Below are 13,633 nucleotides of genomic sequence, written 5' to 3' on the forward strand. Positions count from 1 at the left end.
GTCCGGCCGACAAACTGTAGCAGAAGGAATAGAAAAAATGCTTGGCGGCGTCGAAGCAGCGCCAATCTCGAGGCAAACAATCGCGATGGAGCCGGCGCCGGTCACGCCGGCTGACAGGGGGGCCGGGCGCGTATCGAACGTGGCTATCGATTTCACGGCCGTGAAAAAGTCCTATGGCGAGAAGGTGGTCGTCGACCAGCTGTCGTTCACGGTGGCATCGGGAAAGTGCTTCGGCCTGTTGGGACCGAACGGCGCGGGCAAGAGCACGATTGCGCGTTTGATTCTCGGGATGTCCACGCCCGAGGCTGGCAAGATAACCGTGCTCGGCGAGAAAGTGCCGGCACGCGCTCGATTGGCGCGCAAGCGCATCGGCGTCGTTCCGCAAGCTGACAATCTTGATCTCGAGTTCACCGTACGCGAAAACCTGCTGGTGTTCGGGCGCTATTTCGGGATGACAGCAAAGGATGTCGAGAAGATCACTCCGTCCCTTCTCGAGTTCGCCCGCCTTGAGAGCAAGGCAGACGCGCGGGTGACCGAACTGTCCGGTGGCATGAAGCGGCGTCTTACGCTGGCGCGGGCGCTCATCAACGATCCGGATATCCTTATCTTGGATGAGCCGACCACCGGGCTCGATCCGCATGCGCGGCATTTGATTTGGGAGCGGCTGCGCGCGCTGCTGTCGCGCGGCAAGACGATTCTTCTGACGACGCACTTCATGGAGGAGGCGGAGCGATTGTGCGATCGCCTGTGCGTCCTCGAGGCAGGACGCAAGATCGCCGAAGGGCCGCCACACACATTGATCGACGAACAGATCGGTTGCCCAGTCATTGAGGTCTACGGTGGCGATCCGAACGAGCTCTGCGGCCTCATCAAGCCGCTCGCTCAACGCACCGAAATCAGCGGCGAGACGCTCTTTTGCTATGCGCCAAATCCAGAGCAGGTGCTCGCGCGGCTGCGTGGGCGGACCGGTCTTCGTCTGCTTCAGCGGCCACCGAACCTCGAGGACGTCTTCTTACGGTTGACCGGTCGGGAGATGAGGGACTGAATGATGTGGGAGCAGTATGCGGCGGCTCTGCCCGCCAATGCGTGGAACTGGAGCGCCGTATGGCGCCGGAATTATATGGCTTGGCGCAAAGCGGCGCTGGCATCGCTTCTGGGAAACCTCGCTGAGCCCATGAGCGCCTTGTTCGGTCTCGGCTTCGGCCTGGGACTGATGATCGGCCAAGTCGATGGCATTTCATACGTCGCCTTTCTGGCGGCTGGGATGGTCGCGACAAGCGCGATGATTTCGGCGACCTTTGAAACCGTCTATGGGGCCTTCGCTCGGATGAACGCCCAGCGCACCTGGGACGCCATCCTTTGCACGGAGCTCACGCTTGGCGACGTCGTTCTCGGTGAATTGGCGTGGGCAGCGACAAAGGCTGTTCTGGCAGGAACGGGAATTACGATTGTAGCCGCCGCGCTGGGCTATGCGGCGTGGCCGTCCATCCCTTATGCGCTGCCAGCTATCGCGCTCACTGGTGTTGCCTTCGCCAGCCTCGCCATGGTTGTGATAGCGCTCGCGCCCAGTTACGACTACTTCGTGTTCTATCAGACCCTCTTTCTCACACCTATGATGTACTTGTGCGGCGCGATCTTTCCCGTTGCTCAACTGCCCATCGCGCTGCAGCGCGTAGCAGAGGCGTTGCCCTTAGCACATTCGATTGACCTCATTCGGCCGGCAATGCTGGACCGGGACGCCAGCAGCGTCGGCCTGCATGTGGGCGTACTTTGCTTATACACTGTGGTCGCGTTCGTCGTATCGGCTTTGCTGCTTCGCCGCCGGCTGATGCGTTGAACAAACCATGCCCCACATAGTGTGAATCAGTTCTGCGGAAATTTGCGGGTGTGGAAGCCAGCGGCAAGAATGCTCGTATCTCACCGATATATCCGCCTTGTGAACGATAGTATCACGTGCGGGCTGATCTAGCCTCATTGGTTAGGGGCCGAACTGTCTCGACCGAGTCAATCAGGAGCTGTCACAATGTTGAAATCGGAACGATCGCCTGAGCCATTCGTCATCCTCGCGATGCCGAGGAGCGGCACCCACTATCTGGAAGAATTGCTCAATGAACATCCGAACGTGGTGAGCAACGGGGAATTGCTCAATGAGTATGATCCAAATTGGCCCGACAAGGCGCGGCTCTTACGTAGCGATCGTGAGCTTCTGGAGTGCGCCTACTTGCGCTATCCAACGCCGAGCGACAAAATCGACGTGACTCATGTTGGCTGCAAGATCAACGAACCGCAGTTTCATGACCGTCCGGGGATGATGGCTGAGCTGGCCGGTTGGCCACGCCTTAAGGTCATCGTGTGTCGTAGAAACCCGCTGGAATCGCTCCGCTCACTCGTGCAGGCGAGGCAAACCGGTGAATGGCTGAAATACAGCTCTGATAGCGACGACTCGCAACCGCCACTCGTCAGCCTAAGCGTCAGCACCTGCGAAACCTACTTCAAGACCACCGCCGAGTTCCACGATAGGATCAGGCAGTCCTTCGCGTCGACCAACATCCTCGAGCTGGAGTATGAGACGCTTCTTCGCGAGCCGCACCTGTGCTTGGAGTTGGTTTGGGAATTCCTCGGGGTTCGTATGCGGAATGTTTCCGGTCGCGTCAAACTTCAGCGCCAGGAAGTGCGGCCGCTCGACCAAACCGTAGAGGATTTTGATGAGTTGCGTCGCCAATTCAAAGAGGGACCTTACGCCAGGTACTTTGAGGCTGTTGACGCCTGAGGATGGCCTTCTATTCCTCGGCGCCCGCGTTCGAATGCCCCTTGGTGGATTGGGGCAAGAGCAGCGGTATAAACCGCTGGGGTTGCCAGCGAGCGGGCGTCTTGAATTGGCAGGCACTACTGGATGGCCGGATGGGTGCCATCCCTCCTGTTGCTAATAGCTCCGCGAGGATCGGGACGAGCCGCGTGCGGCGCCATTCAACATCGGCAGGACCTTCACTCGCGCGTTCAGCCCAGATCTACGCAACGAAGTGTTGCGCAGCTGTGCGCGAAAAGAGTGAAGGTCATTTGCCGCGGTCCTCGCGTTGCCGCTGTCGGAAAGCCAACGGACTTGATGTCTGGAACTCGCCAAGCAGGTCGTAAACCACGCGGCCTGGCTTCGCAACACGCGTGAATCACTCTGTCGGTAGAGATGGCCCAAATCCTGCACCAAGAAGGTTGAGTGTAACCTGATAGGAGGCGTGTTTGAGGGCCGATCTGCCGAACAAGGATGCGGTCGCCAGACGAATGTCGGTTGACAACGAGGGCAGTTCATTCAAATCGGACAAGGCACGCGGCCGGCGGAGAGACCGAAAGACGCTGCTGCTGACCGGAGCATCGCGTGGGATAGGTTACGCCACCGGAAAGCTGTTTTCGGAAGCAGGCTGGCGGATCATCTCCTGCGCGCGGCAACCGATCGATGCCCGGCGATGTCCTTGGGAGGCCGCATCCGACAATCATGTCCAGCTCGACCTCAGCGAGCATCGGTTGCTGCCGCGCGCTATCACCGAGGTTAAAGAGCGCCTCGCGGGCGCGCCGTTGCACGCCTTGGTCAACAACGCAGCGATGTCACCGAAGACGACGAGCGGCGCACGACTAACATCGTTGGCGACATCGATCGAGACCTGGATGGACGTATTCCATCTCAATTTGGTGGCTCCAATTCTGCTTGCGCAGGGGCTCTTTGGCGAATTGAAAGCCGCGTCTGGATCGATCGTCAACGTGACCTCAATTGCAGGCTCGCGGGTGCACCCCTTCGCCGGCAGTGCCTACGCGACTTCGAAAGCCGCTCTTGCGTGTCTCACGCGCGAGATGGCTCACGACTACGCGCCGCATGGAATTCGTGTGAATGCAATCGCCCCGGGCGAGATCAAGACGGATATTTTGTCACCGGATACGGAAGCACGGGTCGTACCGAACATTCCGCTGCGCCGGGTGGGGACCCCTGAAGAGGTCGCTAAGGTCATCTTCTTCCTGTGCTCGGATGACGCCAGCTATATCACCGGCGTCGAAGTGCCGATCAATGGTGGCCAACACCTCTGATCGGTTGAAGATGGACCGATCGGTGCACGACACAAGCTTGTCTCTCTGGCCGACACCTGCGAACGTCAATCGAAGCTGCAATGAAGCGACACGTCAAAGAATTCAGGTCTGCAATCTGGCCAGGAGATCCGTTGCCCCGGACGAAGATGCAACACATTTGCTCGTGCGGTCGCGTTGCTGAAGAGCGCCGTTTGCGATCAGGAGTCGTCAACCCAAAGCTTGCCTGTTCAGATGGAAACTGGCTCCCGTCATTCAACGCAACACCTTGGACTAGCGAAAGACTTCGCTGCAAAGCATCATGGTACCAATGAGCACGATCAAAACCGTCTGTGTCTATTGCGGCTCCGGTCCCGGGACCAATTCCCACTTCATCGAAGGCGCCAAGGCTTTCGGCAAGGCGCTCGCCGAGAACAACATCCGCCTGGTCTATGGCGGCGGTTCGCTTGGCCTGATGGGCTCGGTCGCCACCTCCGTGCTCGATCACGGCGGCACCGTCACCGGCATCATTCCCGAATTCCTGCGGAAGCGCGAGAATGCGCTGACCCGCGTGCAGGAAATGATCGTCACGCCCGACATGCATGAGCGCAAGCGGTTGATGTTCGAGCGCTCCGACGCCTTCGTGGCGCTGCCGGGCGGCGTCGGCACGCTGGAGGAGCTGGTCGAGCAACTGACCTGGAAGCAGCTCGGCCGTCACGCCAAGCCGGTGCTGCTCGCCAATATCGCCAATTTCTGGGAGCCGCTGTTCTCGCTGCTGTCGCACATGCGCCAGATCGAGTTCATCCGCACCGGCTTTTCCGTCGATATCCTCAAGGCCGATCGCGTCGAGGACATCCTGCCGAAGCTGAAATCGGCGGTGGCCCAGATCGCCGAGGCGGAAAAGCAGCTCGCGCCGGACATCGTGCGGAAGCTCTAAGATTTTTCAGCCGGAAACGTCCCGTTTCGATCCGGTTGCCATCGGGATCGACGACGAAGGCTGCGTAGTAGCGCACGCGGTCGTGCGGGCGGAGGCTCGGTGCGCCATCGGATGCGCCGCCAGCCACAAGCGCGGCAGCGTGGAATACATCGACCTCGGCGGTTGTCTTCGCCCGCAGGCAGATATGCACGCCGCTCTCCGGTGCTACGTACGGCATCGCCTCGCGCAGATTGATCCAGAACTCCGGATAGGCCTTGCGGAAGCCAATTGTGCGATGAAGTGTGACCAGGCGCGGGAGCCCGCGGGCAGCGAGCGTGGCGTCGTAAAATCTTGCAGAGCGTTTGAGATCGCTGACGCCGACGGAGATGTGGTCGATCATTGCTAGTGCTCCCCCTCTCTCCTTCTCGTCATTGCGAGCGAAGCGAAGCAATCCGGACTGTTACCGCGGAAAGACTTTTGGATTGCTTCGCTTCGCTCGGTGTTTGTGGTGCCGCCGGTATGTCCGCCGCCGCAGCCTACGCCGGCGCACCGACTTCACACGGTAGCAGGCCGCGTTCACCCAATGTCACTGTAGAGACTTGCCGCCACGGGCATCCGGCGGATTTTCTCGTAGTGCAAAATTGCGAGCCTAAGGTCCGGTGTTCTTTCAACGCATTTAGGAAACGAAATGCGCCGAGCAGGCTGATCACGTGGTGGCTCTATGCAAAAAGCCCGTTGAACTCTCCTGATACTGACTATTGCACCTCAAGACTGATGGAACTCGGAAGCCAAATGCTCGCGTATCGCCACCGGATTAGTTTTCGGCGGCGGGTACTTCAGCCGCTCTGCGAGGACGCGCCGTCATTCGTCTTCCCGCCTAGCAGCTTTCCGGTCTTGCGATCTACGAAGTGCAGCTGGGAACAGGCGGGGCAAAACACGCCTTGAAACTGGTGTTCGGCAGCTTCGTCGTCGATTAGCCGATGCTGAACCACAACTCGTGTGATCGGGCAGAGGAAAGTGATGGTGCGCATATCTGCCCCATGCTGCTGGGCTCGGGTGAACAGGAAAACGGCCCGGCAGTGCGTGACCTCGCAACCAGCGCAGGTCCCGGCGTGCCACTCGGGATTAATCCAAACTACGACACCTGAACGGGGGCCGCCTTGTTCTCGCGCAAAACGCCATCACCGATTTTTCAGATCGATGATCAATGCGTCGATGGCACGACTAATGTCTCGCGATCTTCTTCAATCGGAGTGAACCGAACTCCAAAGCTGCGGCATCTCGATGGTGCATAGCACAAACACGGATAGAGGTCGGTCAGGAACGGCCTTCTGACGAAATGTGCTTCAGGAGCTGCAAGCGCTGCGCAAGCTTCCGAGAAAAGTCGGGTTGGACATCGCGTGCGCTCGCTGCCAGCTCCAGCGACAGGCTGCATGAACACGGTCGCCGCCCGTAGGCGCTAAATGAGTCCGGATGACGGTCATGCGGGAACTTGCGCCTTTGGCGTTAGAGAGCGCAAGCAGGCGCTGCTGCATGATCGTTCAGGAGAGTTGCGCTCTCGGCAGTTTCCGTATGCGGCCCGGGCCGACCAACCGCATCGACGCAGCTGGCGGCCTTGGTCGCGCCCATGGCGGGACGAGCTTGGCTCGATCGCGTCTAGCTGCGAATCGTACTGACAACGGCATTGCGACCAGCACGAGGCAGTCCTGGAACCAACGATTGCTTGTGAAACGCACATAGCTTTTTCGACCCTGAAGAGGGCGTGTCGCCGAACTCGAAACCTGGCTGATATCTCGATCCATCGAGGACGCTTGCTCGTGCAAGTCGCTCGGGAGCGCCGGAGCTGGTGAGTGGCATGGCGCTCACGAGAACGTGGCGAAGAGCAAGAGAGCGCCCCAAAGCACCAAGCCGAGGAGAAGTGCCGCGAGCGGCCACCGAGTCCAGGTCCTCAGGGGTTGGGAGGCATCAGGAGATAAATAGCCATCGCCCTCGTTCAGGTGTAGTTTTGGTGTGCGCCAGTGCATCATTCATCTCCTATTTCGTGTGCTTCAATTGTCGACGAGGGGCCGATCTCGTCGACCAGAACGATCGCGCCCGCCACCGAGCGGTCACGATCTTGGTGTGGACAAGCTCCGATCATCAGCCGTCACATGCCGCCGGGAAGTCTCGTGCGGCGCAGCGCCTGGTTCCCGGGCTCGATTGTTGCCCGAGAGTGCCGCGATAAATGTCTTCCTCGGCTCGTTCCCGCTCCTCAGCGGCCGAGGTCGCGCGCAGCCAGACGATCAGGCTTTTGCAGCACGAGGCAGGAAGTGAGCTCGGCTCATGTCGAGAAACTCGGAACATCACGGAACGGTCTCGTCATAGCTGAACTCCGCTGTCGACCTAGATGATGTTCTAGCTGGACATCCTGCGGCTCGTTGCCAGATCAATGTAGGATCGCTTTGACTGCTTCGAAGACCTCTGACAGCTTTGCATCAAGGAGACGCTCTACCTTGGTCCGATCCAGTTCCGTTCGTCGGAATCGCCCAGCGGACAACCTCGGCTTGCATCGCCGGCGCGCTATTTAAGGTCGAAGTAACGGTCGGTTCGGCGGTCCATGGTGGATCAGGTTCCTCTCTGTGAATCGTCTACAGCGCCAAGGCTGGTCAAGCCGGCGAGGGGTCATAGTCAGCGTAGCTGACCGCCAGCTGACGGACTTGAGGGTTTATGCGAGCGCGAGCCGCTTTAAGGGCACGCGTTGGCTCGCCGCGATGGCGGGCCTCCAGCACGCCAAGGCGATCTTGGCGACCAGCGGCCAGGATTGGGCCGGAGGCCCAGACGACCGGCTTCGCACATTCCCAATCTGACATTTTTTCATAAGTGCTGATCGAGCGTACGAACCGCGGGTGCTGCACAACCGAAAACAGGACGCGCCGTGTCGGAGAGTATGGAAGCTCGTCGTAGGGATTCAACGCGGCGGCCGAAAAAGCTCAATCTGAGTGCTCCAGACTTTGCCCATCGCAGCTTGCCGCGTTGACGCATCACGGTCGGCGCGTACGCCGTCAGCGCCGGCGCGTCGCCCGCGAGCAGGGCGAATGCTTTCTGACGGTGCTGAATTTGCGCAGATAGTCAGAACGCCTTCGACTTGGAAAAGGTCGTTTGCGCCGCGGTCCAAACGCGAGGGCGGCCGGCGCTCGTCTGCTCGCCTTCAAACCCCAGCTTGAGCCGATCCAACTGAGCGCAAATGCACCGCCTCCTGAATGGTCTGATCCTGACACCGCTGCTGGCCGAAGAAGTGCGGATGACTGAATGTCACGCGGTTTGCATCGGCGCATTTCCTGCCCAAACGACCGTGCTCTATAGGTCAGCAAGGAAATGGCCGTTCCACACCACCCCTCTTGTCACTTCGGGGCTCCATATTTCACGCAAATGGTGCAAAAGTTACGGATTTCATGGGAAATTACGCCTTTTCATGCCAAGCTGTGCTCAACACCAAGTTCGCTACGGCCGCCTTCATCGCTATCTGATCCATTACGTTCTGGCGGAACGCGGCTTCGATCCGCCGAACATGGTGTTTCCAGTCTCCGCGGCCATTTTGGATAACATGAACGCTTATCAGCGGATTCTTGAAAGCTATTCTGTCCGCCTGCTCCCCTTCATCAAATGGAAGGCGACGGGCGAACGGAGTGTTCGCGTCTTCAACGAGACGGCAGATTTCTAACGCTTCTTCGATGCCACTGCCACGCCTCACGCCGAATTTCTCTATGAATGGCGTGGCAAGGACAATCGATACAGATCTTCCGGCGGAGACGAGATATCTGGTATCTTAGGATACGTTCAGGCGTAGCGTGACGGAGATCGTCGACATGCGGGGCGGCACTGTCGATCTATTATTTCGCTTCTCCACCAGAACAAGGGTGTTCTGTCGATACGTGGCCGGGAAAAGGAATTTGCCAAACTGACCGACAACGAGGCCGCCGAGATCGAGGTGAGCTAGGAATTCGTTTCCTGAGTGACTGCATCCGAGTGCAGGCGCACACCGAGATGATTCAGCGCCGCGCGACCAGGTCCCAGTGCCACATCGCTCCTATCGCATGCGAGTCACACTTGACGGCGCTACTATGGCGCGCCTCCGAACATCGGGCCGCCATTGTGTCCGGAAAACCCTTCAGTGTTTCAATTGTAGTTGACTGAATAGAAGGCAGCACTTTTGCAGATATCAGGACGGAAGTGAATTCGCAAAAGCGGTTTATAAATCGCACGAAATGCGACGCGTCGCAACATTGCTAATTTGATCTTTCGTGCTAGAAGCCCCGCTCAACAACGAGTGGAGATTTCCAATGGCGAAGAAAGTGAAGAAGGTAGTCCGCCGCGAGTACACGAAGGCGGACGTCAAAGAACTTCGCGCGCACTCCAAGGCTAGGGTGCCGGTAGCGAAGATCGCGAAGTCTATGAAAAGGACGGAAGGTTCTCTCCGTCAAAAGGCAATCAAGCTCGGTATCTCTCTAGGGCATCGCCGGTAAGAGAGAGGGGATCAGCTTTGTGCTTCTGTCCCGACGCCACCAGTATTCGCGGGCCCCAAGTTTCCTTCAGAGGTGACCTGTCCGCGCGAGCGTTACGAAGTTTGAAATAAAATGAGGCTCGCTCTGCGATCATCACTCGTCTGCGAGATCCGAGAGGGATTGGCTCTGATTGCCGCGCTGACTGCTGCATCGGCCAATTTCAAACATTGACCTGCATACCGAATAGGGCATGCGCCGTCCACCTGTGACGCGTGAGCGAATGCTGGAAACAAAGATCGTTGTGTTTTTGCTTCCGATAGGTTTTAAACCGGTCGACTTCATCACCTCAGTGAATGAAAGTAATTCGTGTAGTTTTGCCGTGCTCGAACAAGAGGAAAAGAGCCGGCGATACATCACGCACTGTATCGTTCGGCGCTACAAAGGAATTCATCGTGGCCAAGATGACCAAGAACCAGCTCATTGACGCAATTGCTCAAGGAACGCAAGTTTCCAAAGGTGACGTAAAGGCCGTCATCGAGCAGTTGGCGACCGTCGGCTACAAGGAGTTGAACGAGTCTGGCGAGTTCGTCATCCCCGGCTTCGTCAAGATGTCGGTCGTGAACAAGCCTGCTACTGAAGCCCGCAGCGGAGTTAATCCTTTCACGAAGGAGCCGATGGAATTCGCAGCCAAGCCAGCCAGCAAGTCGGTCAAGGCGTCGCCGCTCAAGGTTGCTAAAGTCGCAGTCGCGACATCATGAGGTCGGCTGCCGTGGATCGCGCTACGTGGCGTTGGTGCGAGGACGGATGGCGGACCGAGGTTGCCACTGCCGGCGTAGGCATGCCGTAAGAAGCTCATCGGCCAACAGCTGGTTGTCAGCCGAACGAGTGCTGACCCGCCTGGCAGTTGGGAAACGCAGTCCGGGACGACGGTCACGACCAGACGTGCGGATCGTTGGCGAAGACGAAGCGGATCTCGCTCGTCTTGCCGCCAGTCGAGGCGCTGGCGAGGCATGGCCGTCGGCGGCAGACGTCAAAATCGTCGCGATCGATAACGCAAAAGTAGAAAGCAAACCCTAATGGACGCCGCGGCGCGCGAATTGGTGCGATCCGAACGTTGCTTTCACCGAGCCCGAGGAAAGACGCCAATCATTCCGGCGATGCGACGATCGTGGCCTTTGCGCTTCCGGCCGTAGTACTGCGCCGAAACGAACTAAGCCGGACAATGGCCGCGGCCTTGGCGTGGCGGATGGCGCCTCGTAGCCGTTGTGACACTGCTGCCTACGACATGCCGATGATGATGGTTGTCATGACAGCGCTGTCGGCGTCGGATCGGCAGCTGCATCATCATTTGGGGTAATCGGCAGCAACCGGCAGCCGCCTGGATCCCGCGAACTCATACGGACGTTGATGATCGGCGCCGATCGGCCGGCGGTTCTTGACGTCTTGAGCCAACGGCCTGTCATCGGCAGCAATGCCGTGGGAAGGACTCGGCACTGCGCGGAACGGACGTGGTCTGCGCCCCAGTCGGTGAGTTGCTTCGGTATGGCTACTCGGACTATGCAGGTATCGTCGAGGGGCCGTTGCACCTTGCGATCGCGAGGCGTAGTTTGGGTTTCGGCCAGTCCTATTTATACCAGCATAGCCCGCCCATTATTCCAGTTTATGGACATTCAGGTGGTCATTCTTGCTCGGATGCGCAGGGTTGTTGACGAGATCTGCGAGTATGTGTCCCGGTACGACAGCGGCGGCGGGACCAATGTCGCCTCAAAAGTCCTGGGAGCAACCACCGGGGGAGAGACGTCGGCCGACTGTGTACGGCAGGTTCGCCGCGAAGCGCTCTCGAAGGCGCCGACGATGTGGCGATAGTCACAAGAGGGTGCCGCGTGAACTTCCAGGTCACGGTTCTTAAGATCCTGGTGAGCTATCCGGATGGGTTTGCCGTGATGGCGGACTTGAAGCGCGACATGGCGATCCTGGCGACTAGCGGTAGCGATTGGGCCGAACGCACCCGACGACTGGGTTCGCTTGTGCCCGACCTTGACATCTTTTCGCAAGCCTTGATTGAACGTATCAACGGCGGGTGGCGCATAACGGAAAAGGGACGCGCCGTCTTGGAGTTCATGGAAGCGCGCCCCAGGCGTCCGGAGCCCGCAAAAGGTCCGCCCGAGTGCTCCATCCCCGCTGCCCCGCTGCCGGTGCTCGCGCGCTCAGGTCGGCACGGGCGGCGGCAGCGCCGCCGCTCCGACCACGCGCGAAGAAGCGCAAACGCTTCCTGATCCGCTCGCACAAAAGGGACATTCGGCCGGACCGCAGGTTCACAGGATCAAGGCAGGCGTCAGCCCGCGCCGATAATCCGGTCTACTCGCATGGTCCCGTTGGTTTCGAGGGCGTGCTCTAGAGGCTTGATTGGACAACACTCCATCGCAGGGGGAGAAAAAGAGGACCACGATCAGGAAACTCGCGCTATTTGCACTACCATTGAAGCGCGGCCGTGAAAATGCGCCCAGAAAAACGCAGCTGGTCTTCTCGGATTACACAACCGGGACAATCCACAAATCTGCTGGGTTAAAGACGAACGGCTCTCGTGTTTGCGCTAGATCAATTCAACCTGCCCGGGAACCGATACTGTTTTGCACATGCCAAAACCGCTCGCCGACTGAGCTGTTGCGGCTGCGTGGCTTGGGAGGTCCGGACACCTCCTCGCCACGCTCCTCGCGAAAGGGTGGGAGAAGTGCAAGATCCAGTCAGAAACCAAAACTGCCGTCCTCAAATCTTCCTTGTTGATGAGACGAGCGCGCGCACGATCGCAGCAGCGCAAGTGGCCTCAACTGACGCATGGCTTGAGGCATGGCTTGCCCGCTTCCTGCAGGTCCTCAGACAACTTGGAAAGCGAGGCTCCGCCTAACGCAAACCGGTCCGAATTCCCAGAGAGACGGAAGCACGTTGTAGCGCAATCCGCGCTGTTTGCGCCAAACCTTCGGCTCTAGGGTACATTGACCGGTGGCATGGATGCGGTTGGGCGCGGCACGAAACCAATCTGATGCTGGCTGCGCGCCGCCAGCATAATCACAAAGGTCACAAAGAGGATTAGCAGGCCGCGCATCTAAAAAAGGCTCCAATATCGGTAGCCGATATATGAATTCGTTGACGTGAGTGCCATAGCGGCGCCCCTGCGCGCGTAGGCCGTCGCCATCGACACGGCCGTACCGGCTAGGAGGCCGATATCATCGGCCTGGGGCTCTCGAACACCATGGGAAAAATCGACGCTCGCAAGCTTTCGAGCGCGCACTCTTCCTCCGACAGGCGTCTGCAGACGTACTGCCGGTCGTGTTCGGTGAGCTTGGTCTTCAGCAGTCTTCGGTGGCGCTGGATGGCGCTCAGATGTGTGCGCATGCGCGCCAAATTGTCGTCCATCATGGCCGTCATCGTTCCAATGCTCGTTGATGATGTTTTTCGCTTGCCTGATCGGCCTGAGCTTCCGATCAATTCAAGAAGGTCAGTCGGCCCAAGCGAAGCAGCCGAGCGCGAGAGCGCTTGGTTTCGCGCTCGACAACTAGTTGAGATCCAATTCCGTGCTCAGCCGGTCTGAAATGTGTCCCGGACCCATGCCGCTTGATCCAGTCCCGTTCAACCGCCAATGTCAGGTCCGTTTGGAAAACGCCGCCGGCGCGGCTGGCATCGCAAAGGAACTGGCCGTCGGTTGGGCTCGATGCCGCCGGCGATCGCTTGCGTGCCGCGGCTTCCGGATCGGCGAACGGGTGGCCTGCACCGAACTTCATCCAGCTTCGCCCGGACCTGAAAAGATCGATGCGGGCGGCGCGGTACGCGGAATCGGCAGCGGACGCTCCGTCGGGCGTGGCGCCCGCGCCAGATTTCCGCCCTTCACGTCGTAGCTGCCGGCCAGCTTCAGCAACCGCTGCCTGGTGAACGGATCGGCCCGCTCGGCGAGATCACGCGCCTGCTGCGCCAGTTTTCTGTAGAATTCAGGCCCCATAACACACTCTTACTGGCCGCCCGGGATCCTTGGGCGTGGCGTCAAGCCGTCGCTCCGGAAGACTGCTGATCCAAATTACTCACGCCAGCCCTCTCAAATCTGAGATATTCCTTTATTTGCGCCGCAAGACCGCTAAATGCCCTGCAGTCACGATGGAAAAATGCGTTCTTTGGTTGCAACAGCAGGAATAGGGCG

General features: G+C 59.0%; 11 protein-coding genes and 1 pseudogene. 8 read left to right on the forward strand and 4 right to left on the reverse strand.

The genetic code is table 11. From position 1 onward, the window contains the following. Window positions 1-85: 85 nt before the first annotated feature. From nodI to K3F49_RS32370, 5 genes are all read left to right on the forward strand, one after another. A complete protein-coding gene (nodI, locus tag K3F49_RS32350; RefSeq protein WP_234685075.1) occupies window positions 86-1,045 on the forward strand; it encodes a nodulation factor ABC transporter ATP-binding protein NodI in 960 nt (319 codons plus the stop codon). A gap of 3 nt (window positions 1,046-1,048) precedes the next feature. Beyond that, window positions 1,049-1,837 (forward strand): ABC transporter permease, encoded by a 789-nt coding sequence (locus K3F49_RS32355; RefSeq protein ID WP_234685076.1) that lies wholly within the window; start codon window positions 1,049-1,051, stop codon window positions 1,835-1,837. Between the two features lie 186 nt (window positions 1,838-2,023). Beyond that, window positions 2,024-2,770 carry a sulfotransferase gene (locus tag K3F49_RS32360; RefSeq protein WP_234684947.1) on the forward strand — a complete coding sequence of 249 codons (747 nt, stop codon included), beginning with the start codon at window positions 2,024-2,026 and terminating at the stop codon, window positions 2,768-2,770. 506 nt (window positions 2,771-3,276) lie between these two features. After that, a complete protein-coding gene (locus tag K3F49_RS32365) occupies window positions 3,277-4,071 on the forward strand; it encodes an SDR family NAD(P)-dependent oxidoreductase (protein ID WP_084302125.1) in 795 nt (264 codons plus the stop codon). A gap of 307 nt (window positions 4,072-4,378) precedes the next feature. After that, the gene (locus K3F49_RS32370; RefSeq protein ID WP_234684948.1) at window positions 4,379-4,984 is read left to right on the forward strand and encodes an LOG family protein; all 606 of its coding nucleotides are present in this window, start codon (window positions 4,379-4,381) and stop codon (window positions 4,982-4,984) included. Here K3F49_RS32370 and K3F49_RS32375 read toward each other — a convergent pair. After that, window positions 4,981-5,363 (reverse strand): annotated as a pseudogene (locus K3F49_RS32375) (VOC family protein). The gene K3F49_RS32370 and the pseudogene K3F49_RS32375 overlap by 4 nt on opposite strands. A 2,823-nt stretch (window positions 5,364-8,186) precedes the next feature. Between K3F49_RS32375 and K3F49_RS32380 the strand changes: the two are divergent. The 3 genes from K3F49_RS32380 (at window position 8,187) to K3F49_RS32390 (ending at window position 11,720) form a co-directional block, all read left to right on the forward strand. Then, the gene (locus tag K3F49_RS32380) at window positions 8,187-8,663 is read left to right on the forward strand and encodes a hypothetical protein (RefSeq protein ID WP_234684949.1); all 477 of its coding nucleotides are present in this window, start codon (window positions 8,187-8,189) and stop codon (window positions 8,661-8,663) included. Between the two features lie 1,233 nt (window positions 8,664-9,896). Next, window positions 9,897-10,202: an HU family DNA-binding protein gene (locus K3F49_RS32385; RefSeq protein ID WP_234684950.1), complete on the forward strand. Its 306-nt coding sequence runs from the start codon at window positions 9,897-9,899 to the stop codon at window positions 10,200-10,202. Window positions 10,203-11,327: 1,125 nt separating this feature from the next. Continuing rightward, window positions 11,328-11,720, forward strand: coding sequence for a hypothetical protein (locus K3F49_RS32390; RefSeq protein WP_234684951.1), 393 nt, complete (start codon window positions 11,328-11,330; stop codon window positions 11,718-11,720). Between the two features lie 934 nt (window positions 11,721-12,654). Here the strand turns inward: K3F49_RS32390 and K3F49_RS32395 are convergent. The 3 genes from K3F49_RS32395 to K3F49_RS32405 all read right to left on the reverse strand — a co-directional run bounded on the left by K3F49_RS32395 (window position 12,655) and on the right by K3F49_RS32405 (window position 13,438). Next, window positions 12,655-12,861 (reverse strand): hypothetical protein, encoded by a 207-nt coding sequence (locus K3F49_RS32395; RefSeq protein WP_027544430.1) that lies wholly within the window; start codon window positions 12,859-12,861, stop codon window positions 12,655-12,657. 65 nt (window positions 12,862-12,926) lie between these two features. Further along, window positions 12,927-13,223 carry a hypothetical protein gene (locus K3F49_RS32400; RefSeq protein ID WP_234684952.1) on the reverse strand — a complete coding sequence of 99 codons (297 nt, stop codon included), beginning with the start codon at window positions 13,221-13,223 and terminating at the stop codon, window positions 12,927-12,929. Beyond that, on the reverse strand, window positions 13,220-13,438 hold the full coding sequence (locus K3F49_RS32405) for a hypothetical protein (protein ID WP_234684953.1): 219 nt from the start codon (window positions 13,436-13,438) through the stop codon (window positions 13,220-13,222). Before K3F49_RS32405 ends, K3F49_RS32400 begins: the two co-directional genes overlap by 4 nt. Window positions 13,439-13,633: the final 195 nt, after the last annotated feature.

Source organism: Bradyrhizobium monzae (assembly GCF_021458635.1).
Classification (GTDB): Bacteria; Pseudomonadota; Alphaproteobacteria; order Rhizobiales; family Xanthobacteraceae; genus Bradyrhizobium.

What these genes read in the sequence shown, in the direction of transcription:
- K3F49_RS32395 (WP_027544430.1), bottom strand. Translation starts at nt 12,861, where the DNA reads ATGATGGACGACAATTTGGCGCGCATGCGCACACATCTGAGCGCCATC.
- K3F49_RS32365 (WP_084302125.1), top strand. Translation starts at nt 3,277, where the DNA reads ATGTCGGTTGACAACGAGGGCAGTTCATTCAAATCGGACAAGGCACGC.
- K3F49_RS32370 (WP_234684948.1), top strand. Translation starts at nt 4,379, where the DNA reads ATGAGCACGATCAAAACCGTCTGTGTCTATTGCGGCTCCGGTCCCGGG.
- nodI (WP_234685075.1), top strand. Translation starts at nt 86, where the DNA reads ATGGAGCCGGCGCCGGTCACGCCGGCTGACAGGGGGGCCGGGCGCGTA.
- K3F49_RS32400 (WP_234684952.1), bottom strand. Translation starts at nt 13,223, where the DNA reads ATGAAGTTCGGTGCAGGCCACCCGTTCGCCGATCCGGAAGCCGCGGCA.
- K3F49_RS32380 (WP_234684949.1), top strand. Translation starts at nt 8,187, where the DNA reads ATGCACCGCCTCCTGAATGGTCTGATCCTGACACCGCTGCTGGCCGAA.
- K3F49_RS32360 (WP_234684947.1), top strand. Translation starts at nt 2,024, where the DNA reads ATGTTGAAATCGGAACGATCGCCTGAGCCATTCGTCATCCTCGCGATG.
- K3F49_RS32405 (WP_234684953.1), bottom strand. Translation starts at nt 13,438, where the DNA reads ATGGGGCCTGAATTCTACAGAAAACTGGCGCAGCAGGCGCGTGATCTC.
- K3F49_RS32355 (WP_234685076.1), top strand. Translation starts at nt 1,049, where the DNA reads ATGTGGGAGCAGTATGCGGCGGCTCTGCCCGCCAATGCGTGGAACTGG.